Here is a 25,692-nt window from a genome sequence, read left to right on the forward strand (position 1 = left end):
CTTATGTCCGTGCTAAATTAGCATTAAAGAAGTTAGATGAGAGCCAGTATTTAATTCGTGACGAAATCAAGGAGTACTATTCTGAGTTAACCCTTGTAATTAGAAAATATTTGGATGAGAAGGTGTATGAGCGTTCTCTTGAAAGTACAACGGACGAACTTATGTCTAGACTTCAACTCTTAAAAGCGGGTAATCAATTTGCCTTTTCAAAAGAGACCTTAACCAATCTTGAAACAATCCTTAAGCGTGCCGATTTGGTAAAGTTTGCTAAGTCAGCACCAGAAACTGCACTTATCGAAATGGATAGAGCAACGATTGAAAAGGAGATTGAACAAGTCAAAGCCGTTCTGCCAGAACCTTCTGAAGAAGAAAAACTTTTAGATCAACAATACAAAGAAGCGCAAGAGCGAAAGAAAAAAAGAAATAAAATTATCCTTACAGTAGCCATTTCCGTGTTCTTGATTATTGCCACGTTTGTAGGCTTTGGTTTAAAATATGGTTTTGAGTATGTCAAGGATACAATAATAGGGCATGAAAGCAAAGCATTACTTGAAGGAGAATGGGTAGAGAGCGCTTATGGATTTCCACCAGTATGGATAGAAACTCCAAGAGTTCTTAAACGTATTAATCCACCAATTCCAGACGAGGTTAAAGACCAGTTAGAAATGACCACCTTTGTGTATGGAACTATGTTAGACGTGTTTAGTATTGGAGTTAATACAACAACATTAAAGGTGCCAACACAGCAAACTAAGTCCGACGAAAATTCTGAGAATCCAAATTTTGACTTATTGCAAGTGTCTGAGGAGAGTCTTAAAGGATTCGAGCAACAAGGTGCAACAGATATCACGGTCAAGAGAGATCAGTTTATAACACCAAATGCAGCAGAAGGCTTAAAAACCTATGGGACACTAAACATCAAGATTCCTAATACGTCTAAAGTTGTTAATGCAGAATATATGTTGCTTTCATTCAGTAATCAAAAAAATGTGTTGCAACAGATTATTTTAACATGGCCAGATAATGATGATTATGCAGATGAAATGGTTGAGCGCATCGTAGATTCCATTGAGTTAAATCCTGATGAACCTGAAGAAGACGAAGAATAATGTTTGAAAATATAGAGTTTTTTAATAAAGAATTATTTTGGTTTCTATTGCTTTTACCAATAGCGCTGCTTTGGTATGTCTTCCGGTATAACAGACAGACTGCAGAACTTAAAATGTCAAGTACCAAGGGTTTTAAAACGACGTCTTCGTTTTGGGCAAAGTTTAGACATCTTCTCGTTGCTTTACGCTTGATTGCTTTGGGATTATTAATTACTGCATTAGCAAGACCGAGAACTGTTGATGTTTCAACGAAGACCAAAACAACAAGAGGTATTGATATTGTAATGTCTATAGACGTATCTGCTAGTATGTTGGCTAAAGATCTTAAGCCAAACCGATTAGAGGCATTAAAGGAGGTGGCTTCAGATTTTATTGATGGAAGACCAAACGACAGAATAGGATTGGTCGAATATGCTGGTGAAGCCTATACAAAGACACCAATAACGAGCGACAAGTCCATTGTTCAACGTTCATTAAGAGACATAAAGTATAATACCATTATTGAAGGTGGTACAGCTATTGGTATGGGATTGGCGACTTCTGTCAATCGATTAAAGGACAGTCGGGCAAAATCAAAGGTTATTATTCTTCTTACAGACGGTGTTAATAATTCTGGATTCATTGATCCCAAAATAGCGAGTGAGTTGGCTGTAGAGTACGGTATTAAAGTCTATACCATTGGTTTAGGGACCAACGGAATGGCATTGTCTCCAGTGTCAATTAATCCAAATGGAACATTTAGGTATGGTAGACAGCAGGTCGAAATTGATGAGGAGCTTCTTGAAGAGATTGCCGAGGTAACGAGCGGGAAATATTTTAGAGCAACAAACAACAAAAAACTTGCTGAGATTTATAAGGAGATTAACAAACTCGAAAAAACAGAAATCGAAGAGAAGAAGTATTATAACTACGAAGAAAAATACAGACCATTGGTATTATTGGCAGGATTTCTTTTGTTAATAGAATTACTTCTCAGAAATACAATTTTTAGAAGCTTTGTTTAGATTAGACGAAAAAATATGGTTTTGGACGTTACTGGCTATTCCAGTAATTATACTCTTGTTTGTATTCTTACAATTTTGGAGACGTTCTGCGCAAAAAAAATTTGCGGACAGCAACTTGTTAAAAAGGTTGAGTCCAAACCAATCGGTATTTAAAGGGGTGTTAAAAACGCTCGTGCTTTGTGCAGCATTCGCATGTTTGTCCTTAGCTCTAGTGAATCCTAAAATTGGAACAAAACTAGAAACCGTACGCAGTCAGGGTGTAGATATTGTTTTTGCGGTAGATGTTTCAAAAAGTATGTTAGCTGAGGATATTGCGCCAAATCGATTGGAAAAATCCAAACAATTAGTAAGAGAGATCATAAATAGTTTGGCCAGTGATAGGGTGGGTATAATTGCCTATGCAGGCAAAGCCTTCCCACAATTGCCAATAACGACAGACTACGCTTCTGCAAAAATGTTTTTACAAAACATGAATACAGATATGTTATCCTCACAAGGAACAGCAATTCATGAAGCTATTCAGTTAGCTAAGACCTATTATGACGATGAAGAGCAAACCAATAGAATTTTAATCATTATTTCAGATGGTGAAGACCATGGTGGTGAAGCTGTAGATATTGCCGAGGAAGCAATGGAAGAAGGTATTAGAATTATAACGGTTGGCGTTGGAGATGCTAAGGGTGGTCCAATTCCAATAAAACGAAATGGAATTGTACTCAATTATAAAAAAGACAATAAAGGAGAAACGGTTATCACACGTTTAGATGAAACCACATTAAACGAAATTGCGAAAGAGACTAATGGAGTCTATGTCAATGGCAGTAACACTGGAGAAGTGGTTGATACCATAAAAGAAGTTTTAGACCAAATGGACAAAAAGGAGTTTGAATCCAAGCAAATTGCCGATTTTAAGGATCAATTTCAGTGGTTTTTAGGACTCGGAATATTACTCTTGTTCCTAGATATTTTATTTTTAGAGCGTAAAACAGCATGGTTAAAGCGATTGAATTTATTTAATGAGAATTTTTAAAACTTCTTTAACTATAAGTAAAACAGTCGTTTCCTAAATTTAAAGTATGATAAGAATAGCAGCAGTTGTGATTTTATTTGTATTGATACCCATTGTAGCTTGGGGTCAAGAGCCTAAGTTACAAGGCTTCGATAATCTTATACATAAGACTAGGACTGCAGAAGGTGAATGTCCTGATAGTTCACTGTTTAGGCAAGGAGTCGCATTGAGTTATGGTCCTAATAAAACTATAGTTATAGCTAATTCAAAAGGTTTTACCAACAAAGATCAGACGCAATATGGCAATGGCAATCATGCAATAAGACCCGATAACGGAGTAAAAAGCAAGGGTGAATACTGGGAATTTGATATTTTTGGTGGATTTATAACTGGTGATGTAGTAGTTAGTGAAAAGGATATACATGGTCAATGTATCTCTGGTGACAATATATTTACCGACGATTGATAACATATTAATGATACTACCTATAAGTATGCAGTTGGAAGTTATAAAGATGGTCAATGGGAGGTAATCTATCTCGAGACTGAATTTAAAAAATTAGAAAATGAGTAAGATGAAATTTTACATATTGCTATTAGCTGGAATTTTAGGATTTTCTGGTTTTGCCCAAGAAGATGATAAAGCCCAACTTAAAGCCGAAAGAAAAGCAACAGATTTGGTATATGATGCCAATACCTTACTTGGTGAAGAAAATTATGTTGAGGCAGAAATGGAATACCGTAAAGCCATTTCAAAAGCTCCAAATAAAGCAGTAGGATCTTATAATTTAGCGCATTCTTATTATAAAAAAGGCAGTTTAAAAGAGGCCTTATATCGAAGTGAAGAAGCCGCTAAAAACGCAATTACAAAAGATGAAAAACACAGAGCCTATCATAACATAGGTAATATTCTCATGAAGAATGAATTGTGTAAAGAGGCCGTAGAAGCCTTTAAAAATGCCTTACGAAATAATCCTAATGATGACGAAACACGCTATAATTATGCCTTAGCAAAGGAATGCGCAGAGCAGCAAAAAGACGGTGGAGGAGAAGATAATAAAGAAGACGAAAATAAGGAGGAAGAAAAGGATAAGGAAAAGGACGAAAAAAAGGAGAACGACAAAAACGAGGATCAAGATAAAAAGGACGAAGGCGACAAGGATAAAAAAGATGGAGATAAAGAGGAAGATGAAAATGGCAAACCTAAGGATGATCAAAAAGATGGCAAAGGAGATAAAGATGAAAAGGATAAAAACCAAAAGCCAAAGCCTAAACCAGGTCAAATGTCTCCGCAACAGATAAAGAATATTCTGGAGGCGATGCAAAACCAAGAACAAAAGGTGCAACAAAAGATAAACGCTGAAAAACAGAAAGGTGCCAAAGTAAAAACGGAAAAAGACTGGTAAAGCCACATAACTCCTGTATGGTATTTAATAACCTATTTTAAAATGAACGCAATAAAACAGATATCACTTTTAGTTTTTTTAATGGGCACTGTTGTTACTACCGCACAGGTGGTATTTAATGCAGATGCTAGTAAAACAGAAATAGGCTTAAATGAAAAGGTACAAGTTTCCTTTACAATGAATAAAGATAATGGTGAATTTACGCCTCCAGACTTTACGAATTTTGAAGTTGTCAGTGGCCCTTTAACTTCAACCAATACATCGTTTAAGGATGGTAGACCTAGTTATGAAAAATCCATTGCTTTTACTTTAAAGCCAAAGAAAAGAGGTACATTAATTATAGAAGGGGGCACCTTAGAAATTAGCGGTAACACTTACAGCTCTAATAGCGTTAGCATAGAGGTGGTACGAAAAAGAAAAAAGAACTACCTCATTGATAAAGATTCTTTAGCGAACAAAATATTTTTAAAATTGGAGTATCCAAAAGGGACATTATTTGTAAGAGATTCTATAGTCGTACAATATAAGTTATACGTTGCACAAGATATTTCTGTTAATAGTTGGAAATTACTCGAAGACAGTAAAATTAAAAACGCAGAGGTAATTGATATGTCTCCAAAGGAAATTAGTGTGGTACAGGAGGATGTAGATGGCACCATATACAGATCCGTTATTTTAAAATCATTACGACTTAAACCAAGTAAACAAGGTAAGCTGATTATTTCACCATTAGAACTAGAGGTGTCAGTAGGTATACCGTCAGGTAGAAGGTCATTTAATGTTAAGAATATTCAAGACCCAAAGGTCATTGTTGTATCGTCAGAAAAGGTAAAAGTTGAGGTGAACTAAAATGAGATTGATTAAAAATATATCTATTTTGATGCTTTTGTTCACTCTAACAAGTGTTTCAGCTCAGGTAAAATTTGAAGCCAAAGTGAGCAAAAAGAAACTTGGAGTTAATGAACGCTTACGCATAGACTTTGAAATGAACAAGGATGGGGACAATTTTGTACCACCTAACTTTAAGGATTTTACTGTAGTTGGTGGTCCTAACACCTCGGTTAGTAATTCCTGGGTAAACGGTAAACGCACCTACTCTAAAACTTATAGCTATTTTTTAGCACCTAAAAAACGAGGAACATTTACCATAAAGCAAGCCACAATAGAAATAGAAGGTGAAATCTATAAAACCTTCCCCGTTACTATTAATGTTACTGCTGCAGTAAATAGGCCAAATGCACCACCTGAAGCCTCAGATATAGCCGCTGAGAATATACATTTAGTTGCCGAAGTATCTAAAACGAATCCTTATTTAAATGAAGGCTTCACGGTTGTATATAAATTATACGTGTCTCCTGAAACTGGTGTGAGTAATTGGAGGGAGAAAGACAACCCCAGATATAATGATTTTTGGAGTCAGAATATTGAAATAAAAGGCCTCAATATTCAAAAAGGACTATACAAAGGTGAGGAATACCGCTATGTTGTTTTAAGAAAAACAGTTCTATATCCGCAAAAAACAGGAAAACTTAAAATAGAACCACTAGTATTAGATATAACTGTTGAGGTCCCTACTGGTCGTACTGATATTTTTGGAAGGCAAATCATGACCAAAGTCCCAAAAATAGTAACTGCAGGAAGTCGAACTATAAATGTGAAAGCACTTCCAGAACAAGATAAACCAGCTGACTTTAAGGGTGCTGTTGGGGATTTTACTTTTAAACTCACAACGAGTAAAACACAATTAAATGCAACCGAGTCTTTACAGGCAAAAATTGAAGTTTCCGGAAAAGGAAATTTGAAATTGTTTGAATTACCAAAACTTAATACACCAAGTTCCCTGGAGGTTTACGAACCAGAACATAAAGAAAGTGTCAGAACCAATTTAACTGGTATGCAAGGTAGTATCTCTGACATCTATACCATAGTACCGCAATTTAGAGGAAAGTATCCAATACCGTCAGTATCGTTCTCCTATTTTGATCTGGCTACTGAGTCCTATAAACGTATTACAACAGACGAAGTGGTTATTGACGTTCTTGAAGGACCTACAGCCGTAACAGCAACCACAGAAAATAATACACCTAGTACAAAACAAGCGGTAAGACCAAATCCCAATTCCTTTGCATTTATTAAAACCAATTCAAATTGGATAAGTATTAAAAGTGAGCCATTTTTTAAGTCTTCAGGATTTTGGGCATTGTTATTATTGCCTTTTTTAGCTATTCCGTTAGCTATTGCGGTGAGAAATCAAAGAGACAAACGCATTGCAGATATTCAAGGAAATCGCATTAGGAAAGCAGACAGGCTGGCTAAAAAATATCTGAGTGAGGCTAAGAAAAATCTTGATCAAAAGGAGACATTTTATGAGTCTTTAGAGCGAGCACTTCATAATTATCTAAAGGCCAAGCTGAATATTGAAACGATTGATTTTAATAAAGAACGCATAGATGCTTTATTAAGTGAAAGCAAGGTTCAACAACCAGTTATTTCGGATTTTATCTCCATTCTAGAAAATTGCGAGTTGGCAAGGTATACGCCAATCACTCAACTTACTATGGAAAATGATTACGAGAAAGCGGCAAAGACCATTTCATTAATTGATAAACAGATGCGATAGTATGAAACGAACATTAAAACTAATTTTCTGCTGTATTAGTCTTCTAGGATTATCTCAAAATGATATTGTTTTCGAAGAGGCCAATGTGCTTTATAATGATGGTAAATTCGCTGAGGCAATTGATAAGTATGAGTCTATTTTAGAAAGAGGGGAACACTCTGCTGAATTGTATTATAATCTTGGAAATGCAAATTACAAGCTCAATAATATTGCCCCGAGCATCTATTATTATGAAAAAGCTTTGCTCTTAAATCCAACAGATGAAGATATTAAAAATAATCTAAAGGGATATGCTGAAAACATGACTATAGATGCCATAGATGAGGTGCCTCAAGTAGGGTTTTCGAGGATTATTAATAATCTAGTCAATACCTATTCCGCAGATACTTGGTCCAAGCTGGCAATTGGTGGAGTTTTACTGTTTGTCATTTTATTTTTGGTGTATCACTTCTCTTACGCGAGTACTCGAAAACGTATAGCCTTTATTTTTAGTACACTTGGATTGCTATTGGCTTGTTTTTCAGTGGCTATGGCTTTTCAAAAACAGCACTTAGATGAAAAGGATAATCCAGCGATTGTATTTGCTCAAGAAGCTAGAGCAAGATCAGAGGCTAATAGATCCTCTGAAGAAGTTTTTAGATTACATGAGGGGACTAAGGTTCAAGTATTGGAAAATTATGAGGATTGGTACAAAATTCAAATAACTGATAATTCTACTGGCTGGATACCTAACTCAGACGTAAAACTATTAAAGACCTTTTAGTTTATATTTAACAAAATCGTATAATGTTAATGTTATCTTTGCTATTGTGTAACTTATGATTTTGAAAAGAAACTTAGCACTTTTTTTCATGATGTTTTTCATCTTTATAATTAGTGCACCAACCATTATTGTATCAATGGATAAGTCATTTGATACTGAAATCTTCTTTGATGTTAACGAAGAAGAAGAAAAAGGTGGTTTGAAGTTACTTTTTGAAATCACCTCTCAGGATATTGAGTCTTTTGATCTAGATGTTTTAAATGCTGATAGAGATGAATACAACTTTAAAAAGTATTCAAACCCCCATATTAACTTAATTTTCCCTCCACCGGATTCTACGCTTACTTAAATAAGATCCTAAATCTAGACCAACCATTGGTCAAATTAATAATTCAATGAAGAGTGATACACTCTTACCCTATATAAATTACATTATGATTAAATATTTAAAAAATGATTTACCGGCAAGTATTGTCGTATTCTTTGTAGCCTTACCACTCTGTTTAGGTATAGCTGTTGCCAGTGATGCACCACCTTTTGCTGGATTAATTGCAGGTATCATCGGTGGTATTGTTGTTGGATTGATTTCTGGCTCTCAGGTTGGTGTTAGTGGCCCTGCAGCAGGACTAGCAGCAATTGTTTTGGCTGCTATTGCTTCTCTTGGTTATGAAGCTTTTCTTGTAGCCGTAGTTCTTGGTGGAGTGATCCAAATTTTATTTGGAGTCTTAAAGCTTGGAATAATTGGATACTATTTTCCGTCCTCTGTTATAAAAGGAATGCTAACTGGAATTGGAATCATCATTATCTTAAAACAGATTCCGCATTTCTTCGGAATTGATAAAGATCCAGAAGGTAATTTTGTTTTGTTTGGTGGTGATAACAACGTATTTATGGATATTATTAGTATTCCACAAAATCTTGGATTAGGGTCTACGATTATCGCTGTTGTAGCTATGGGAATTTTAATTCTTTGGTCACAGGTGCTTACAAATAAACATAACATATTTAAGCTTGTTCAAGGGCCACTTGTCGCAGTTGTTGCAGGTGTTATCTTCTTTATTTTGGCCAAGGATTCATCATTAGATATTGCCCAAAGTCATTTAGTACAAGTTCCTGTACCAGACGGAATAGATAGTTTTCTTGGACAATTTACACTTCCAGATTTCAGTGTTATAGGTTCAACAGAAGTTTGGGTAACCGCTTTTACCATAGCTCTGGTAGCGAGTTTAGAAACGCTTTTATGTGTTGAGGCTACGGATAAATTAGATCCTCAAAAACGAGTTACTCCAACAAATCGTGAGCTTTTAGCGCAAGGCTCGGGTAATATTCTTTCAGGTTTAATAGGTGGTATTCCAATTACACAGGTAATTGTTCGTAGTTCTGCTAATATTCAATCGGGTAACAAAACCAAAGCGAGTGCTATAATCCATGGTTTCTTTTTATTAATTTCTGTGATCATAATACCTAATGTGCTTAATATGATTCCATTATCGGTATTAGCAGCGGTATTATTCATTGTAGGATATAAACTTGCAAAACCAGCAACATTTAAAGCGATGTGGAAGTCTGGATGGAAACAGTTCTTGCCATTCATCGTAACAGTTTTAATTATTGTTTTCAAAGATTTACTTTGGGGAATTGGAATAGGTTTAGCCATTGGAATTATGGTTACCCTATGGCACAGTTATAAAAATTCTCATTTCTTGCACATTGAAGGCGAAGATGTTGATGATGGAAAAGTTAAGATGACTTTAGCTGAAGAAGTGACCTTTTTTAATAAGGCGGCGATTTTAAAAGAATTAGATAGTATTCCGGAAAATTCAAAATTAGAACTCGATGTTAGAAAAACGCGATTCTTGGATAATGATATTATTGAAATTTTAGAAGATTTTGCGTTCAAAGCAAAAGAACGAAATATTGATATCAAACTTTATTCAGAACGCGGAATTGTTGAGAATCCAGATAGTTTTATAGAATTTTTTAAATTAGAAAAATTGTAATAATTGAAACGAATTAAACATTAATAAATAAAAATCAGATGATAACAGAACAAGAAATTTTAGACGCACAGAAAGCTTGGGGAGAAGGCATAGTGAAAATTGGTAAAGTATTCCTAGATAATGGAGATTATATTGATACTGCTAGAAAGCATATCGAAGAATTTTATAATTACGCAGAAGGTGAAGTATTGTTTAAGCCTACTTTAGCCTCTGAGAAACAATTTCGAACTGATTTTGAAGGGGCATTGTCTTACTTCGTTGGTAGTAATGATAACTATCCAGAAGATCATGGATTTGCAATTAAACCTTGGTCTCATGTACGTTGGGAAAGCATAGGAACCAAAATTATTGGTAATATGGCAATAGCTATGGGTAATTATTACTTCACAATGGTAGATGGTGGTGATGTAGTAAAAGTAGAGTATTCATTCTCCTATACTAAGAATAATGATGGTGAACTTAAGATTATTCTCCATGGCTCCCATATGCCTTATAATCCTTTAGCATCATAATACAAGCTTTAATAAATTAAAAGCCGCTATAATTAGCGGCTTTTTTTTATACTTAATCATCATCTATCTCACTCTTTATAAGTGTAGGAAAGATCATAGGAGCTAAAGATTTTACAGGTTCATATAGTACACTTTCTTTCAAATCTTCTTTTTCCATAAAAGGTAGTGTGTTATTTAACGTGTTAAATACAATTAATAAAATACTAAGAATAAGTCCAATTTTTAATCCGCCAAAGACACCTCCAGCAAGTTTATTAATAATGCCTAGTGAAGCAAAATCTGCTAATTTGGTAAGTGCTTTACCCGCTATACTTATAGCTAATACAATAATAACGAATGTAACGGCAAAGGCTACAATATTGATGGTCTTTGTTGTCCAATCGACTTTAGATTCCAATAAGTCAGCAGCGAAGTAACTAAAGTGAATGGCTCCATATACTCCTAGGACTAAGGCAACAAGAGATGCGATTTCTACAAAAAGTCCTTTAAAAAGCCCTCTAATAAATCCAAATAGTAATAGAGCAGCTAATACAATATCGATTATATTCATAGTTAGTAGCGGTTTAGACAAAAATAATTTAATTTCTATCATTTAGAACTTATAACGTAAATCAAGACCGTTTAGTTTACTAACTTTGAAACTTGAATTAAGAATTACAATTCATAATGGCTAGAGACGAACAGTTAAAAGAACGATGGGGTTTGGTGGTAGAAAAATTGTCTAAGCAATTTGCAGATGGTGATACCTTAGATTTAGATTCTATTATTTATTTGATTGGAGTGCAGGAACTGGGTCAGATACACCGTGACTATAAAAAGGACCACAAGCTCGATTTAATGCATATCGCTATTTGTAAACTGCTAGAACCTTATGGGTTCTACGAGTTTGATTATGTCGATGAGGATGGTTGGCCGCATTACAAGGTTAAAGAACAGTTGCCATTTTTAAAAGCAGGTGAGCAAAGTGTCTTAATGAAGGAAGCTATAGTCAACTATTTTGTTGAAACTGAGTATATCGACTAAGATTTTTTAAATTTGCGGTCTGAAAAAATGATATCATGATAGATAAGCTAAAAGAACTTATTGAAGAAGCCGAAGCGTTTACAGCACAATCTAAGGATGAAGTTGAAGCATTCAGAATTAAATACCTTGGCTCTAAAGGGTTATTGAAGCAATACTTTGCCGAATTTAAAAACGTTGCTAACGAGCAAAAAAAGGAATTTGGGCAAACGATTAATCAGCTTAAGAAAACAGCAGAGGATAAGGTTAATGCCTTAAAGGAAGCACTTGAAAGTCAAGAAGAGGATAAAGGCATTTATGGTGATTTATCGCGTCCTGGCGAACCTATTACTATTGGTGCACGTCATCCAATTTCAATTGTAAAAAATCAGATTATTGATATCTTTTCTCGTATTGGTTTTAATGTAAGTGAAGGCCCAGAGATTGAAGACGACTGGCATAACTTTACAGCATTAAACTTACCAGAATATCATCCAGCAAGAGACATGCAGGATACCTTCTTTATTCAGACTAACCCAGATATCTTGTTACGCACGCATACGAGTTCTGTGCAAGTGCGTTATATGGAAAGTAATAAGCCACCAATTCGTACTATTTCACCAGGTCGCGTATATCGTAATGAAGCCATTTCAGCGCGTTCGCATTGCTTTTTTCACCAGGTAGAGGGCTTATACATTGATAAAGATGTGAGTTTCGCAGATTTAAAACAAACCCTTCAGTATTTCACTACCGAAATGTTTGGGAAGTCTAAGATTAGATTACGTCCATCGTACTTCCCATTTACAGAACCTAGCGCTGAGGTAGATGTGTATTGGGGCCTTGAGACCGAAACGGATTATAAAATTACTAAAGGCACTGGTTGGTTAGAAATTATGGGTTGCGGAATGGTAGATCCTAACGTTCTAGAAAACTGTGGTATAGATTCTAAGGAGTACTCAGGTTTTGCCTTTGGAATGGGAATTGACCGTATTGCCATGTTGCTCAACCAAATTAGTGATATTCGCTTATTAAGTGAGAACGATGTGCGATTCTTAGAGCAGTTTAAATCGGCATTGTAACATTTATTCGAGGTGTTTAGCACTTCACACAGCAAAAACAGATTTTCTAAATTCGGCAGGCGTTTTCTTATTTAAGAGTTTTAAACCAACACTTGCTTTTATGAGTTCAGTAAAGTACGTTTCTCTATCATCAAATAGCTCTTGATTAGCAAAGGTGTAATGAAGACCATATGAAATGGCTTTTTCTCGTGGTTTTTCCAGTTATTTTGAAAGTCATAGAACGGTTCATCTGCACTATCACTTGAAATTTTAATCGTTTTAATGCTTGTTGTTTTTTCATGGGATTGGTTGTAACTAAATGCAGTAAGATTTTGAGTGAGGACGAGGATTATTAGTCTTATGACGAATTGTATTTATGAGGCATTCGAAGAGTATAAAATCCCCTTTTTAATATCTTTACATTTAAATTATAATTAACATTACAAGGAGGCTATATTTGTCTGACACATTATGAAAAAAGATATTGAAATCCCTAAAGTTAAGGGCGTGCATATAGCTGTTGTTCAAGAAGAGCATTTAGAATATAAAACGCTCGATTGGAATGCCTATATCATTAATAACAGCGATACAGATTTAGATACAGTGCTTATTGTGTCTCAAGGCAAATCAGAAACAAAAATGACACCTCCAATGCGTCATACCATTGCAAAACTTCCGGCGCGAAGTTATGCGAAGATTGAGTATATGCAAGAACAGGTTTTAGCACTAAACAATACTTTTAAGGTTACCTTTTTTGAGGGTAATCAAATGTTTGATAAAACATATCTTTTTAGAAAAAACACCATTAATGCAAAGGCCTTGCAACCTTTACCCTTAATGCAATTAAAAGGAATTCTGGTAAAGTAAATTGCCATGGAAGATTAAAACAAGAATTTCAAAAATTATCTGAGGACATAAGCTTAAAGAAACAGAAAATTAGTGTTGTACTTTATAAGAACACTAATAGCCATTGCTATCCTATATTTTTATAGGATTACGATTGGATCAATTGGGTAATTTACATTTATATTCCAATTAATTTAATATCCCTTATTTCCATTTTTGGATGGAATATATCCTTGAATGAGGGCATTACAACTACGCAGCAAAAATTAGATGATCTTATTGCCAATATGGATGAAGAGGAATAGAAATTAATCTAACTTCTCAGTCAACTTCTTAAATACCTTTTTCGGATTCTTATTTTCATAAAGAATGCTATACACCGCATTAATAATAGGCAATCGGGTTTTCTTTACATTCTTTTCATTTAATAAATAGGCATTTTTGGTGGCATAATAACCTTCTGCAATCATGTTCATTTCCATTTGGGCAGATTTTACAGTATATCCTTTGCCAATCATATTACCAAACATTCTATTTCTAGAAAATACAGAATAACCGGTTACTAATAAATCACCCAAATAGGCCGAATTATTAATGTTACGTTTCATTTTGTGCATCTTTTTAATAAAACGCTTCATTTCACGGATGGCATTGCTCATTAATACACTTTGAAAGTTATCACCATAACCCAAACCATGTGCCATTCCTGCAGCGATGGCATAAATGTTTTTAAGCATGACCGCATATTCAACACCAATGATATCATCACTGATTTTAGTTTTAATATAATTACTAGATAAATTATCAGCAATGCTCTGTGCTTTTTCTTGATCGGCGCAAGAAATGGTGAGGTAAGATAAACGTTCTAAGGCTACCTCCTCAGCGTGGCAAGGTCCAGCGATAACCGCAATATTTTCGAACGGAATTTTGTAAACATCATGAAAATGCTCACCTACCAACAAACCAGATTCTGGGATAATGCCTTTTACAGCCGAAACCACCACTTTTTCACTAATATCGCCTTTGAGTTTTTCCAACTCAGCATGCATAAAAGCCGATGGAATAACAAAAACAAGCACGTCTGCCCAGTCTGCTATTTCATTAATATCATTACTTAGTTTTAATTGCTCTAAATGGAATTCAACCGAACTTAAGTAACTCGGGTTATGCTGCTCTTTTATTATGTGTTCTTTAGTGTAAGCACTGCGCATGTACCAACCCACTTCATCAAGATTTTCACATAGCATTTTTACAATGGCAGTTGCCCAACTACCTCCGCCAAATACAGCATATTTTTTATGGTCACTCATACAATAGCATCTGTTTTGATATCCAAAAATACATAAAATAAAAATGCCTCAAACAGCTAGTGAAGACGTAGGTTTTTCAATTTGGCATGAGATTTGAAATTATAATTATAGCAACCTTAAAAACCGTTGAATTATGAAGACATTGAAATTACTATTCGGATTTGCATTAAGTGCCACGCTTTTAACGTCGTGTTACACAGAAGAAATTAATATTAACGATAATGGTCCAACCATTTCACTAAATCAGTTATTACAATCTTATGATTTGTGGTATGTTGATATTAATAGCACACAAGGTTTCGGTGAAACCCCATTTTTACAAATTGCATTTACCCTAACGTTCGATAATGGTCGTATGTATGCTAATAATAACTTGGTTGGCTTTGGTTCTCAAGGTGGAGGTTTTGGTGTACAAATAGGAACTTATGATGCTTATAATATGATTTTAGATGTCAATCATGTTATCGATGGATTTGATAGTTTTGATGTCTATCAAATCGATAATAATACCATAGAGTTGTATAATCCGTTTAATGATACCTCTTACTTTTTAGATGGCTATCAAAGAGCAAATTTTGATTACGACTTTATATTCTATGATAATATCCATTATTTCTTGCAGGAGTATGATGCTTGGGAAAAGGTATATACGAGTGAGTTTGGAGCTTTAAATGAGTTTGATAATGTAAATTACTTACAGTTTTTGTCTGGAGGCAATGACTCAACATTTAGAAGCTCTCAGGATGTTAATGTAAGTAACACAAACAATATATTCTGGGATTATACAGGGGTCTATGGAGTAGGCAATGTTACAGGAAATATGTACCTAAAAACTTTAACGTTAGATTATGATTTCTTCGACAATGAATTCTTTGAATTGAGCGTTATTAATGATGCAACGATAGAGTTATTACACCCAAGTTCGGGTACTGTATATGAGTTTGAAGGACGAGGATATATTCCTTACTATAGAAATTCTGATACAGAAGGAAAGGTGACAAAACACGAAAATACGCCTAAGAAACGTAAGCAAAAATCACTTAAGGTAGATAATCCTAGAGAGAATACAAGAAACACTCAAGCTTAAACTTGAAGGTTTCTATTCTATACAAATTTGAGTGTTCCGTGTGACCTCAAAAGAAATTAGAACACACACGAAACTAAATTTTGGTTGGTTATTTAGTTTCAAAGCGCTCGGTCGATGCTAGTTGACTGGGCGCTTTTCTATGGTCCTAAAACTCAAAATGCCAAGAATGTGATTTTTTATCAAATTCAATTGAAATGTGTTGAATATAACTAACCGGAGTATTGGTTTTTATATGCTTTTTTATTCTCCATTTTTTTATTTCGGATAATAATCGAATAGCATCTTTTTCAAATTCACTTAAAGCAGTTTTATTTGTATTCTCAACTTCTCTTGTCAGACCATTCGTTTTATCCTTTATCTGCTTTAGATTATTAGGATGAATAATATCTATTAAATTTCCTTCTGAGTCAATCAATAGTTTGAGCCATGCGAATGATTTTTTATAATCCTTTACATTTTCTACTTTAATAATTGAATCCAAATTTATTATAGTTTCAGTGAAACTAAAATTAAGCTCATTAGAATAAATATAGTTTTCCAATTTGAATTGGTTAGCTTTTTTTAATGTTTCCTTATCCCAATCTGAAAGAGGCCTTTTATCCAATAGTCTTGAATTTGAGCATATGCCGCTAAATGTCAAATTACCTGAATCATCTTTTTTAGCAAAGACTAACCAAGTTTGATCTTTATGTACTGACCAATCACATGAAGTCCATGTTCCAGTATATACACTTTCTGATTTGAGTTTAAAACTTATTTTTTTTGGATTACTGACATTTTCTTTGAAATGTTCTAATATTTTGAACGTTACTTCATAAGTCAAAGAGTCTTTTGCATATTTTTTTGAACCGACAAATCCCTTAAACACATATTCGGACTCATAAAATTCTAGAGTAGTATTCGATGTAAAACAAGTACATGCATAGATTTTAAATGAAAATAAAATTATGGCATAGAAATTAATAGCTCGCATAAATTAACTATTACAAGTCCTTTAATACCACTTCCAAATCCTTATAGGCATAAGGCTTTGCCATAATAATCTTTGAGTCGCTTAATAAAAAGTACATTGGTGTTGCAGTGACACCATAAGTTTTTACAATAGGATTATCCCATTTCCCTAAACCAATATTATGTATAAAATTAGGATATTTTTTTATTTCTTCAGTCCATTTGCTTGGATCATTTTCTAAGCCAAATGCCACCACTTGAAGATTCTTTTTATCGGCAACCAATTCCTTAACTTTTGGTAATTCGTTTAAACAATGGCCACAACCACTGCTCCAAAATATGATTAAGTAATATGGTGAGCCTTCCAAATCATATAAACTCGTTGTACGATCACTTGAAACAATTTCAAAGTTTGGTGCCTTTGTACCAATCGATGTGTTTTTGTAAGAAGTCAGCATTTCAGCCAACACCTTGTTATCAGATCTGTTAGCTAATTCTAATAAATAAGTATCCGTGATGTAATTAGCGAGCTCATGGTTTTCTAATGTCACAAAGCGTTGCCATAATATTTCTAATAAATTAGTCTTTATTTCAAGGTTCTTATCGCTTATGGCTTTAGCAACTCCGTCCACTTGTTTTTTATAAGAAGAATCGCTTGGATTTGCTATCATATCAAACACATAACCTGTTACACGATCCACTAAAAACGATGAGCTCTGTAGCAAGTAATTACTAAAATCTACTTGAGATAAAAAGCTGTTATTTAAATTATTGGAATAGGTCTTAAGATCTTCGTATTCTTTTGGAATATAAGGTCTGTTGGCCGTTATAAATCCTGAAACAAGTTTACCATTTGCTGAGGTCTCGTAAGCCAATTGTGTGTCTTTTGCCACCTTAAAAATAGAATTAAAACCTGTTTTATCTGTGCCTCCCTTTGAGTAATAATTATTAATGGTTTGGTTAACCATCTCCATACTGTTGAGGTAAGAACTCCAAAGTTTATTTTCTTCAGATTCTGTAAACTCGACTCCTTTTTCATAACTAAAATTAAAGGCTACAGTCTCCTTACCATCATAGATAAAATCAAAGTTGTTTTCTTCTGGTGGAATGGCATAAACAATCTTATAAATTCCAGGAGCTACTGTAGAATCTAATGGAATTTCAAAGTTGCCTTCATTGTCTAGTTGTCCACGATTTATATAGTTAGCACCTTCTGGAGTGGCTTGATACAAAAAGGCATATGAAAAATCTTCGGCCGGAGAAAAAGTACCCTTAACACTTTGTCCAAAAGCCATTAGTGGTAGGAGTAATAAAAGGAGAATGAGTCGTTTCATCTTTAAGTTTTTAACGCAGTAGTCGCTTCAATAATCAAGCCATTATTTGTTTTTTGATCTAATACTTTCAATCACCACAGTAGAGAGTATTAAAGCTCCTCCAGCAAATGTATGTATAGTTGGTATTTCGTTCAAGAAAAAATAGGCAATAATAATCCCAAAAATAGGTTGACTGCTTCCAATGATACTTGCGGTACTTGCCTTGAAATATTTCAAACTATTTATAAATAAAGTGTGTCCAATAGCTGTAGTTAATAAGGCTAATAACAGCACATAAGGATATTGTGTTTTAATATTTTCAGTGTCCATCAGGAATAATGCTGGCACTAGAAGTATGGTTAGTATCACAACCTGATAAAACATAAGCATGGTACCATTGTATTTTACCACCTTATTTTTGAGAATTAAAATTCGCAGTGCATAACAGAGAGCGGATAATAATCCTAAAAGTATGCCTTGCAATTGACTACTTTGTAAATCAAAATCAGGTGCCAGGATATATATTCCAATGAGTACAATAATGCCAAGTACAATATGAATTGGATCAAATTTCACCTTAGTAAATAAAGGTTCTAACAAAGCAATAAGAACTGGAAATGTAAATAAGGATAACATGCCTAAGGCCACATTAGATAATTTAAGTGCATAGAAATAGGTGATCCAATGTGCTCCCATAAAAATAGAAGCCAATACAAAAGTCCAGCAATCTTTGTTGTTTTCTATTTTAAGATTGATGCCTTTGTAATAGCAAAAAAGCAGCAAGAAGACAGCAGCTAATGTAGAACGCCACCAAATTATAACAGGTGTTGGCATGTCTATATATCTCCCTAGAGCTCCAGAGGTGCTGATAAAAATGGTGGCCACCGTAAGCCACAATAAATGATTAAGATGACTCTTATTGCTCATTGACTTTAGAAAGTGCTTTGAGTGCCTGTTTCGTAGAGGTCATGTGTTCAAAAGTGATAAGAAGACGTAAGCCATTTCGCGTCTGCTTTTCTTTCATTTTACATTTATCAGAATTCCGTTGTACAAATTGCAATACCTTGGTAAATGCAGGACTTTGGTAAAATTTGCTTTGCTGATCTTGAATAAAGTAACCAATGAGTTTCCCTTTCTTCATGATGATTTTTTCGATACCCATTTCTATGGCTATCCATTTTAATCTCACACTGTCAAAAAGATCAATAACCTGAGTTGGTAATTCTCCAAAGCGATCAACAATTTCAGACTCAAATTTATCGAGTTCTTCTTCGGTCTTTATACCATTTAATTTGGTATAAAGATTAAGACGTTCGGTAATGTTATTGACATAGTCATCAGGGAAAAGCAATTCAAAATCAGTGTCTATGGTAATATCTTTGACATACTGTTTTGGTTTACCATCGTCTTTGTACAAGTCGGCAAATTCTGCCTCTTTAAGTTCTTCAATAGCTTCATTTAAGATTTTCTGGTAAGTATCAAAACCAATGTCATTAATAAATCCACTTTGTTCTCCTCCTAATAAATCTCCAGCACCACGAATTTCTAAATCCTTCATGGCAATATTAAAACCACTTCCTAGCTCGGTAAATTGCTCTAAAGCTTGAATACGTTTTCTGGCATCTGTGGTCATAGCAGAATACTCTGGTGTAATAAAATAACAGAAGGCTTTTTTGTTGCTACGACCAACACGACCGCGCATTTGGTGTAAATCACTAAGTCCAAAATTATTGGCATTATTAATAAAAATGGTGTTGGCATTCGGCACATCCAAACCACTTTCAATAATGGTTGTACTCACTAAGACATCAAATTCACCATTCATGAAAGCGAGCATTAACTGTTCTAGTTTTTTACCATCGAGTTGCCCATGACCAATGGCAATTTTAGCATCTGGCACCAAACGTTGAATCATACCAGCCACTTCCTTAATATTTTCAATACGGTTATGAACAAAAAAGACTTGTCCACCACGTTCAATTTCATAGCTAACGGCATCTCTAATCGTAGTTTCACTAAAACGAATCACATGACTCTCTATTGGATATCGGTTTGGTGGAGGAGTATTAATGACGGATAAATCTCTTGCGGCCATTAAACTAAATTGCAATGTTCTGGGTATTGGAGTTGCAGTTAAGGTTAATACATCAACATTTTCCTTAATGGTTTTTAGTTTCTCTTTGACGGCCACACCAAATTTTTGTTCCTCATCAACAATGAGTAAGCCTAAATCTTTAAACTTTATATTTTTATTTGCTAATTGATGAGTTCCAATGATGATATCTACACTGCCTTTTTCTAAACCTTCTAGTGTTAGCCGCTTCTCTTTAGCCGTTCTAAAACGGTTGACATAATCAATAGTAACCGGAAAGTCCTTTAAGCGCTTTTGAAAGGTGCGATAGTGTTGATAGGCCAAGATGGTAGTTGGTACTAACACTGCAACTTGCTTCCCGTTGTCTACAGCTTTAAATGCCGCTCTAATGGCCACTTCTGTTTTACCAAATCCTACATCACCACAAACCAAACGATCCATTGGCCGCTCACTTTCCATATCAGCCTTAATATCGGCTGTGGATGCCATCTGATCTGGCGTATCTTCATAAATAAAAGAGGCTTCAAGCTCGTGTTGCATGTAGCTGTCTGGTGCGTATTGAAAGCCCTTTTTTAATTTACGCTTGGCATATAGCTTTATAAGGTTAAACGCTATTTCTTTGACACGAGATTTTGTCTTTTGCTTTAGCGTTTTCCAGGCTTTGCTTCCTAATTTGTAGATTTTTGGAGGCTTACCATCCTTACCATTAAACTTGGTAATCTTATGTAAAGCGTGAATGCTTAGATACAGCACATCGCGTTCTCCATAGACCAATTTTATGGCTTCCTGCTTTTTACCTTCGACATCAATTTTTTGCAGTCCTCCAAACTTACCGATTCCATGATCGATGTGAGTAACATAATCTCCAATTTCTAGATTGGTGAGTTCTTTAAGTGTTATGGCTTGCTTTTTAGCATAGCCATTCTTTAAATGAAATTTATGATAACGATCAAATATTTGATGGTCTGTGTAAACGGCAATGTTATGTTCTGCATCAATAAACCCTTGGTATAGAGAAAGTACAACGGTTTTATAGTTTACAGTAGCCTCATGGTCTTCAAAAATATCATGAAAACGTTTGGCTTGTTGCTCACTGACACAAGCAATATAGTTGCTAATGCCATTGCTATGATTTTCATTAAGGTCCTCGATGAGCAAGTTGAATTGCTTATTAAAGGAAGGCTGCGGTTTGGTATTATAGTCAATGCTGTTTTGACTTAAAACTGCTGTTGATCCGAATTCTACTAGATTGTATTCTAAAAACTGACGCTTGAGTAATTCTGAATTACAAAACAACGCGTTTGGAGACTCGTGTTTCAATTCTGTAGAAAGATTTTTAAATGCCGCTTCTGCTTTGATGAAAAATTCATCAATCTTTGAAAATATGAGCGAAGCATTTTTACTAAAAACCACGGTTTTATTAGAGATATACTTTAAAAAACTCTCACGCTTTTCGGCTATGGTTTTATTGGCCACATTAGGAATAATACTCACCTTCTTTATACGCTCTGTAGATAATTGTGTTTCTACATCAAAGGTTCTAATACTATCTACGTCATCACCAAAAAATTCAATACGATAAGGCTCATCATGTGAGAATGAAAAGACATCAATAATTCCACCTCTCACAGAGAATTCGCCTGGTTCTGTAACAAAATCAACACGTTTAAACTTGTACTCAAATAAGACCTCATTCACAAAGTCGATACTTAGCTCGTTACCAACAGAGATTTTTAAAGTATTACGTTCCAGTTCGCGTTTAGTCACCACTTTTTCAAATAGTGCATCTGGATAAGTGACTATTACAGCTGGTTTTTTACGAGAGTTAATTCTATTTAAAACCTCTGCTCTAAGTAGAACATTCGCGTTATTGGTTTCCTCTATTTGATAAGGTCTTCTATAGCTTCCAGGGTAGAATAAAACGTCCTTATCATTAATGAGTTGTTCTAAATCATTCAGGTAATAAGCCGCTTCTTCTTTATCATCAAATACAAGAAGAAATGGTTTTTCTGCTGTTTTAAATGCTTCGGCAACAACGATTGAAAATGACGACCCTACAAGACCTTTGAGATGGGTTTTAGTTTCGGTTTTGGCAATAGCAATCTGCAGATTTTGCAGTTGCAAAGTCTGTGAAAATGACTGAGAGATGGATGCTTTACTCAAGTTCCAATATTTTGAGGTGCAAATATATAATTTTGAATGTTTAATTGTTGAAATAAGTATTAATAGAATTATATTTGCAGCACTTAAAAAAACAATATTTATGTCAACTTCAGATTTTTTTGAAAGCGGATTTTTAAAACGTAATAGAGGTCATTTTGCATCGATAGTAAGAGTGGCTATGAGTGATGGGGTTATTAATGATGATGAGCAAGCATTCTTAGATCGTTTAGCAACAAAATTGGATATAGATGCAGCCGAATATAAAGCAATTCTTAAAGACTATACGAGCCATGCGATTAATCCTCCAACCTCTTACGATGCGCGTTTAGAACGTCTTTACGATTTAGCAAGAATGGTAAGAGCTGATGATATTGAAGGCCCAAATCAAGTGTCCCTTGTAGAAAAACTATGTGTAGGTCTTGGCTTTAATCATGAAAATGTAAAATACATTGCCGATAAAGCATTAAGTTTAGTCTATTATGGAGCTGATGAAGATGAGTTTATAGAAAAGATGAAAAAAATGAATCAATAATACGATTCGTATTAATAGAGAAAAGCGAACTTTATTGTTCGCTTTTTTTATGCTTTTAGCATAAAATCTTCTGCTTTTTCCACCATATTTTTGCTTCCACAAATAAAAGGCACGCGTTGATGTAGTTCAGTTGGTTCTATATCCATTATACGATTAAACCCATCACTGGCTTTACCATTGGCCTGTTCTGCAAGATATGCCATGGGATTACATTCGTATAACAATCGTAATTTTCCATTACTGGCTTTAGAACTTTTGGGGTACATATAGATGCCACCTTTTATCATATTTCTATGAAAATCAGATACTAAAGAGCCAATATACCTTGAGGTGTACGGACGGTCGCCCTCTTCTTTCTGGCAATACTTAATGTAGTTTTTTATGCCTTGAGGAAAATGAATATAATTCCCTTCATTTACAGAATAGATTCTACCATCTTCTGGGAATTGCATGTTTGGATGCGATAAGTAGAAGGTGCCAATTGCAGGGTTTAAGGTAAAACCGTTAACTCCATCACCTGTGGTATACACCAACATGGTAGAAGTACCATAAATTATGTAACCAGCAGCGACTTGTTGATTACCTTTTTGTAAAAAATCTTCGAGCTGTACTGGTGTTCCTACTGGGGTAACTCGTCTGTAAACTGAAAAGATTGTTCCAACAGAAACATTGACATCGATATTAGAAGAGCCATCTAGGGGATCAATTAAGACCACATACTTGTTTTGATGATTTTCATCTTGACTGTTAATGGTAATAAAATCATCCTCTTCCTCACTCGCAATACCACAAACAATATTTCTGTTGGTCATGGTTTGGATAAACTTATCATTAGCATAAACATCTAACTTCTGTTGATCCTCACCTTGGATATTGGTGTCACCTGCTGCACCAATAATATCCACAAGTCCAGCTTTATTTACTTCGTGATTAACAACTTTAGCTGCTAATCGAATCGAATTAATAAGTCTTGAAAGTTCGCCAGAAGTATATTTAAATGATGATTGGTTTTCAATGATAAACTCACCAAGAGTTTGATTGCGTTGCGACATGAAGTTTTATATTGTTTAGATGCGACAAATATCGCATTTTTTAACAAACTATAACGTTTTCGTAGTGTAAATAAATTGTTTTGTCAATTGAGTTTGGAGTATATTTGAGTTCTTTTTTTAAATCATATGTACCAGCCAAGATTAGCCACTATAAAAGATATGCCAAGAGTATTAGAACTCATCAATGAATTGGCCATTTTTGAAAAGGAGCCAGATGCTGTTGAGGTGACTTTAGAACTCTTAGAATCTGACGGTTTTGGTGAGCATCCAAAATTCACTTGTTTCGTGATCGAGGTTAATGGTAAAGTGGAAGGTATGGCATTAGTATACCCAAGATATTCTACTTGGAAGGGCACTGTTTTACATCTAGAAGATCTTATTGTTAGTGAGGTATGTAGAGGATTAGGTCTAGGAACTAAACTATTGGATGCTGTTGTGCGTTATGGTAAAGGTCTAGGTGTGAAGCGCATTAGCTGGGAAGTATTGGATTGGAATGAACCTGCTATTAAGTTTTATGAAAGCAAAGGCGCCAATGTTATGCGCGACTGGGATGTGGTTCAACTGGATGAAAATGGAATTAAAAATTATTTAAAAAACATATAATGCGCGTTTTTAAATTTGGAGGTGCATCGGTTAAGGATGCTAATGGAGTAAAGAATTTGGCTTCGGTTTTAAAAGCCATAGGCCATGAAAACACATTGGTTGTAATCTCTGCAATGGGTAAAACAACAAATGCTATGGAACTTGTTATTAAGAATTATTTTGAACATAAAGACGAATTACAAAGTTCTATTCACGAAGTCATTAAGTATCATAATGAGATTCTTTTAGACTTATTTGAGAACGAACGTCATTTAGTTTTTGAGGCAGTTAAAACCCTGTTTGATGAGATGTCACTGTTCTTTAAAAGTAACAAGTCTCCTGATTACAATTACGTGTATGATCAGACCATTGGTTTTGGTGAGTTGATTTCTACCACTATTATGAGTCATTACTTAAATGAAATTGGATTAGAAAATCGTTGGTTGGATGTAAGAGAGTTTATTAAAACAGATAATTATTACAGACGCGCCAATGTCGATTGGGAACAAACTCAGGAAAATATTGTTTCTAAGGTAAACACTTCAGTTTTAAATATAACACAAGGATTTCTTGGTAGTGATGCTAATAATTTCACAACCACGTTAGGAAGAGAGGGTAGTGATTATACTGCTGCAATTTTTGCTTATTGCCTAAATGCCAATAGTGTTACCATTTGGAAAGATGTACCTGGCGTATTAAATGCAGATCCACGTTATTTTGAAAATGCTCAATTACTGCACCAAATATCTTATAGAGAAGCTATAGAACTTGCTTTTTATGGTGCTTCTGTTATTCACCCAAAAACACTTCAGCCACTGCAGCAAAAAGAGATACCACTGTTTGTAAAGTCATTTCTTAATCCAAAAGCAGATGGTACTTGCGTAAGTAAAGGAAAGGCTATAGAACCACATGTGCCATGTTTTATTGTTAAGAAGAATCAGATTTTAATTTCTTTATCATCACTTGATTTTTCTTATATCGTTGAAGAAAATATAAGTGAAATATTTAGTCTGCTGCATTTGTATAAAATGAAGGTAGATGTTATACAAAACTCAGCAATTAGTTTTTCTGTATGTGTTGATAATATATATGACAATCGCGATAAGTTACTTCAGCATTTAAAGGCAAAGTTTAATGTAACATGCCACGATAATGTGAGTCTATATACCATTAGACATTATAATGATATTGCTATCAAGGAACTAGAAAAAGATAAAACTGTTTTATTAAAGCAATTAACGCAAGGAACAGTTCAAATTGTAACTAAATAACATTTATTACATT

The 25,692-nt window shown here is 34.6% G+C and carries 24 protein-coding genes and 1 pseudogene; 18 read left to right on the forward strand and 7 right to left on the reverse strand.

Going from position 1 to position 25,692, the window contains the following annotated elements:
- From HRU49_RS02660 to HRU49_RS02710, 11 genes and pseudogenes are all read left to right on the forward strand, one after another.
- A pseudogene (locus HRU49_RS02660) lies at window positions 1-1,109 on the forward strand (hypothetical protein); the annotation flags it as partial.
- Window positions 1,109-2,113: a VWA domain-containing protein gene (locus tag HRU49_RS02665; protein WP_296353884.1), complete on the forward strand. Its 1,005-nt coding sequence runs from the start codon at window positions 1,109-1,111 to the stop codon at window positions 2,111-2,113. The pseudogene HRU49_RS02660 and the gene HRU49_RS02665, both read left to right, overlap by 1 nt.
- Complete coding sequence (locus tag HRU49_RS02670; protein ID WP_296353886.1) at window positions 2,106-3,143, forward strand: VWA domain-containing protein; 1,038 nt, start codon at window positions 2,106-2,108, stop codon at window positions 3,141-3,143. Before HRU49_RS02665 ends, HRU49_RS02670 begins: the two co-directional genes overlap by 8 nt.
- 46 nt (window positions 3,144-3,189) lie before the next feature.
- A complete protein-coding gene (locus tag HRU49_RS02675; protein ID WP_296353888.1) occupies window positions 3,190-3,588 on the forward strand; it encodes a hypothetical protein in 399 nt (132 codons plus the stop codon).
- Between the two features lie 100 nt (window positions 3,589-3,688).
- Complete coding sequence (locus tag HRU49_RS02680; RefSeq protein WP_363146179.1) at window positions 3,689-4,528, forward strand: aerotolerance regulator BatC; 840 nt, start codon at window positions 3,689-3,691, stop codon at window positions 4,526-4,528.
- Between the two features lie 42 nt (window positions 4,529-4,570).
- Window positions 4,571-5,377, forward strand: coding sequence for a BatD family protein (locus HRU49_RS02685; protein ID WP_296353890.1), 807 nt, complete (start codon window positions 4,571-4,573; stop codon window positions 5,375-5,377).
- A gap of 1 nt (window position 5,378) precedes the next feature.
- Window positions 5,379-7,148, forward strand: coding sequence for a BatD family protein (locus tag HRU49_RS02690; RefSeq protein WP_296353892.1), 1,770 nt, complete (start codon window positions 5,379-5,381; stop codon window positions 7,146-7,148).
- A gap of 1 nt (window position 7,149) precedes the next feature.
- Window positions 7,150-7,911 carry a tetratricopeptide repeat protein gene (locus HRU49_RS02695; RefSeq protein WP_296353894.1) on the forward strand — a complete coding sequence of 254 codons (762 nt, stop codon included), beginning with the start codon at window positions 7,150-7,152 and terminating at the stop codon, window positions 7,909-7,911.
- A gap of 88 nt (window positions 7,912-7,999) precedes the next feature.
- A complete protein-coding gene (locus HRU49_RS02700; protein WP_296353896.1) occupies window positions 8,000-8,260 on the forward strand; it encodes a hypothetical protein in 261 nt (86 codons plus the stop codon).
- 85 nt (window positions 8,261-8,345) lie between these two features.
- Window positions 8,346-9,911, forward strand: coding sequence for a SulP family inorganic anion transporter (locus tag HRU49_RS02705; protein ID WP_296353898.1), 1,566 nt, complete (start codon window positions 8,346-8,348; stop codon window positions 9,909-9,911).
- 38 nt (window positions 9,912-9,949) lie between these two features.
- Window positions 9,950-10,423, forward strand: coding sequence for a phosphoribosyl-AMP cyclohydrolase (locus tag HRU49_RS02710; protein ID WP_296353900.1), 474 nt, complete (start codon window positions 9,950-9,952; stop codon window positions 10,421-10,423).
- Between the two features lie 52 nt (window positions 10,424-10,475).
- Here HRU49_RS02710 and HRU49_RS02715 read toward each other — a convergent pair whose 3' ends face one another.
- Entirely contained in the window at window positions 10,476-10,973 is a 498-nt protein-coding gene (locus HRU49_RS02715; RefSeq protein ID WP_296353902.1) for a CvpA family protein, read from the reverse strand.
- Window positions 10,974-11,089: 116 nt separating this feature from the next.
- Here HRU49_RS02715 and HRU49_RS02720 point away from each other — a divergent pair, with 116 nt between their 5' ends.
- From HRU49_RS02720 to HRU49_RS02730, 3 genes are all read left to right on the forward strand, one after another.
- A complete protein-coding gene (locus tag HRU49_RS02720) occupies window positions 11,090-11,446 on the forward strand; it encodes a hypothetical protein (protein ID WP_296353904.1) in 357 nt (118 codons plus the stop codon).
- Between the two features lie 35 nt (window positions 11,447-11,481).
- Window positions 11,482-12,501 (forward strand): phenylalanine--tRNA ligase subunit alpha, encoded by a 1,020-nt coding sequence (gene pheS / locus HRU49_RS02725; RefSeq protein WP_296353906.1) that lies wholly within the window; start codon window positions 11,482-11,484, stop codon window positions 12,499-12,501.
- Window positions 12,502-12,951: 450 nt separating this feature from the next.
- A complete protein-coding gene (locus HRU49_RS02730) occupies window positions 12,952-13,347 on the forward strand; it encodes a hypothetical protein (protein WP_296353908.1) in 396 nt (131 codons plus the stop codon).
- 287 nt (window positions 13,348-13,634) lie between these two features.
- Here the strand turns inward: HRU49_RS02730 and HRU49_RS02735 are convergent, their stop codons facing one another.
- Window positions 13,635-14,636, reverse strand: coding sequence for an NAD(P)H-dependent glycerol-3-phosphate dehydrogenase (locus tag HRU49_RS02735; protein ID WP_296353910.1), 1,002 nt, complete (start codon window positions 14,634-14,636; stop codon window positions 13,635-13,637).
- A 133-nt stretch (window positions 14,637-14,769) separates the two neighbouring features.
- On the opposite strand from HRU49_RS02735, the gene HRU49_RS02740 reads away from it, so the two are divergent.
- The gene (locus HRU49_RS02740) at window positions 14,770-15,723 is read left to right on the forward strand and encodes a nicotinic acid mononucleotide adenyltransferase (protein WP_296353912.1); all 954 of its coding nucleotides are present in this window, start codon (window positions 14,770-14,772) and stop codon (window positions 15,721-15,723) included.
- Window positions 15,724-15,868: 145 nt separating this feature from the next.
- On the opposite strand, the gene HRU49_RS02745 is transcribed toward HRU49_RS02740, so the two are convergent.
- The 4 genes from HRU49_RS02745 to mfd are packed head-to-tail and all read right to left on the reverse strand — an operon-like array spanning window position 15,869 to window position 22,242.
- Window positions 15,869-16,696, reverse strand: a complete 828-nt coding sequence (locus tag HRU49_RS02745) for a hypothetical protein (RefSeq protein WP_296353914.1) — start codon at window positions 16,694-16,696, stop codon at window positions 15,869-15,871.
- 10 nt (window positions 16,697-16,706) lie between these two features.
- Window positions 16,707-18,008, reverse strand: coding sequence for a TlpA disulfide reductase family protein (locus HRU49_RS02750; protein WP_296353916.1), 1,302 nt, complete (start codon window positions 18,006-18,008; stop codon window positions 16,707-16,709).
- 42 nt (window positions 18,009-18,050) lie between these two features.
- Window positions 18,051-18,914 (reverse strand): DMT family transporter, encoded by an 864-nt coding sequence (locus tag HRU49_RS02755; protein WP_296353917.1) that lies wholly within the window; start codon window positions 18,912-18,914, stop codon window positions 18,051-18,053.
- Window positions 18,904-22,242: a transcription-repair coupling factor gene (gene mfd / locus HRU49_RS02760; RefSeq protein ID WP_296353919.1), complete on the reverse strand. Its 3,339-nt coding sequence runs from the start codon at window positions 22,240-22,242 to the stop codon at window positions 18,904-18,906. Before mfd ends, HRU49_RS02755 begins: the two co-directional genes overlap by 11 nt.
- 100 nt (window positions 22,243-22,342) lie before the next feature.
- Here mfd and HRU49_RS02765 point away from each other — a divergent pair, with 100 nt between their 5' ends.
- A complete protein-coding gene (locus HRU49_RS02765; protein WP_296353921.1) occupies window positions 22,343-22,774 on the forward strand; it encodes a TerB family tellurite resistance protein in 432 nt (143 codons plus the stop codon).
- A 47-nt stretch (window positions 22,775-22,821) separates the two neighbouring features.
- Here HRU49_RS02765 and fbp read toward each other — a convergent pair whose 3' ends face one another.
- A complete protein-coding gene (gene fbp, locus HRU49_RS02770) occupies window positions 22,822-23,826 on the reverse strand; it encodes a class 1 fructose-bisphosphatase (RefSeq protein ID WP_296353922.1) in 1,005 nt (334 codons plus the stop codon).
- 126 nt (window positions 23,827-23,952) lie between these two features.
- On the opposite strand from fbp, the gene HRU49_RS02775 reads away from it, so the two are divergent.
- Window positions 23,953-24,429 (forward strand): GNAT family N-acetyltransferase, encoded by a 477-nt coding sequence (locus HRU49_RS02775; RefSeq protein ID WP_296353924.1) that lies wholly within the window; start codon window positions 23,953-23,955, stop codon window positions 24,427-24,429.
- Complete coding sequence (locus HRU49_RS02780) at window positions 24,429-25,679, forward strand: aspartate kinase (protein ID WP_296353926.1); 1,251 nt, start codon at window positions 24,429-24,431, stop codon at window positions 25,677-25,679. Before HRU49_RS02775 ends, HRU49_RS02780 begins: the two co-directional genes overlap by 1 nt.
- The last annotated feature ends 13 nt before the right edge of the window (window positions 25,680-25,692 follow it).

The sequence above is a fragment of the Winogradskyella sp. genome (assembly GCF_013213975.1).
In the GTDB taxonomy this organism is placed as follows: domain Bacteria; phylum Bacteroidota; class Bacteroidia; order Flavobacteriales; family Flavobacteriaceae; genus Winogradskyella.

Bases quoted from the DNA above. Each gene is read 5' to 3' on its own strand.
- HRU49_RS02700 (WP_296353896.1), top strand. From the start codon at position 8,000: ATGATGTTTTTCATCTTTATAATTAGTGCACCAACCATTATTGTATCA.
- HRU49_RS02695 (WP_296353894.1), top strand. From the start codon at position 7,150: ATGAAACGAACATTAAAACTAATTTTCTGCTGTATTAGTCTTCTAGGA.
- HRU49_RS02685 (WP_296353890.1), top strand. From the start codon at position 4,571: ATGAACGCAATAAAACAGATATCACTTTTAGTTTTTTTAATGGGCACT.
- HRU49_RS02675 (WP_296353888.1), top strand. From the start codon at position 3,190: ATGATAAGAATAGCAGCAGTTGTGATTTTATTTGTATTGATACCCATT.
- HRU49_RS02755 (WP_296353917.1), bottom strand. From the start codon at position 18,914: ATGAGCAATAAGAGTCATCTTAATCATTTATTGTGGCTTACGGTGGCC.
- HRU49_RS02730 (WP_296353908.1), top strand. From the start codon at position 12,952: ATGAAAAAAGATATTGAAATCCCTAAAGTTAAGGGCGTGCATATAGCT.
- HRU49_RS02665 (WP_296353884.1), top strand. From the start codon at position 1,109: ATGTTTGAAAATATAGAGTTTTTTAATAAAGAATTATTTTGGTTTCTA.
- HRU49_RS02720 (WP_296353904.1), top strand. From the start codon at position 11,090: ATGGCTAGAGACGAACAGTTAAAAGAACGATGGGGTTTGGTGGTAGAA.
- HRU49_RS02705 (WP_296353898.1), top strand. From the start codon at position 8,346: ATGATTAAATATTTAAAAAATGATTTACCGGCAAGTATTGTCGTATTC.
- HRU49_RS02765 (WP_296353921.1), top strand. From the start codon at position 22,343: ATGTCAACTTCAGATTTTTTTGAAAGCGGATTTTTAAAACGTAATAGA.
- HRU49_RS02775 (WP_296353924.1), top strand. From the start codon at position 23,953: ATGTACCAGCCAAGATTAGCCACTATAAAAGATATGCCAAGAGTATTA.
- HRU49_RS02710 (WP_296353900.1), top strand. From the start codon at position 9,950: ATGATAACAGAACAAGAAATTTTAGACGCACAGAAAGCTTGGGGAGAA.
- HRU49_RS02745 (WP_296353914.1), bottom strand. From the start codon at position 16,696: ATGCGAGCTATTAATTTCTATGCCATAATTTTATTTTCATTTAAAATC.
- pheS (WP_296353906.1), top strand. From the start codon at position 11,482: ATGATAGATAAGCTAAAAGAACTTATTGAAGAAGCCGAAGCGTTTACA.
- HRU49_RS02740 (WP_296353912.1), top strand. From the start codon at position 14,770: ATGAAGACATTGAAATTACTATTCGGATTTGCATTAAGTGCCACGCTT.
- HRU49_RS02780 (WP_296353926.1), top strand. From the start codon at position 24,429: ATGCGCGTTTTTAAATTTGGAGGTGCATCGGTTAAGGATGCTAATGGA.
- HRU49_RS02680 (WP_363146179.1), top strand. From the start codon at position 3,689: ATGAGTAAGATGAAATTTTACATATTGCTATTAGCTGGAATTTTAGGA.
- HRU49_RS02750 (WP_296353916.1), bottom strand. From the start codon at position 18,008: ATGAAACGACTCATTCTCCTTTTATTACTCCTACCACTAATGGCTTTT.
- fbp (WP_296353922.1), bottom strand. From the start codon at position 23,826: ATGTCGCAACGCAATCAAACTCTTGGTGAGTTTATCATTGAAAACCAA.
- HRU49_RS02715 (WP_296353902.1), bottom strand. From the start codon at position 10,973: ATGAATATAATCGATATTGTATTAGCTGCTCTATTACTATTTGGATTT.
- HRU49_RS02735 (WP_296353910.1), bottom strand. From the start codon at position 14,636: ATGAGTGACCATAAAAAATATGCTGTATTTGGCGGAGGTAGTTGGGCA.
- HRU49_RS02690 (WP_296353892.1), top strand. From the start codon at position 5,379: ATGAGATTGATTAAAAATATATCTATTTTGATGCTTTTGTTCACTCTA.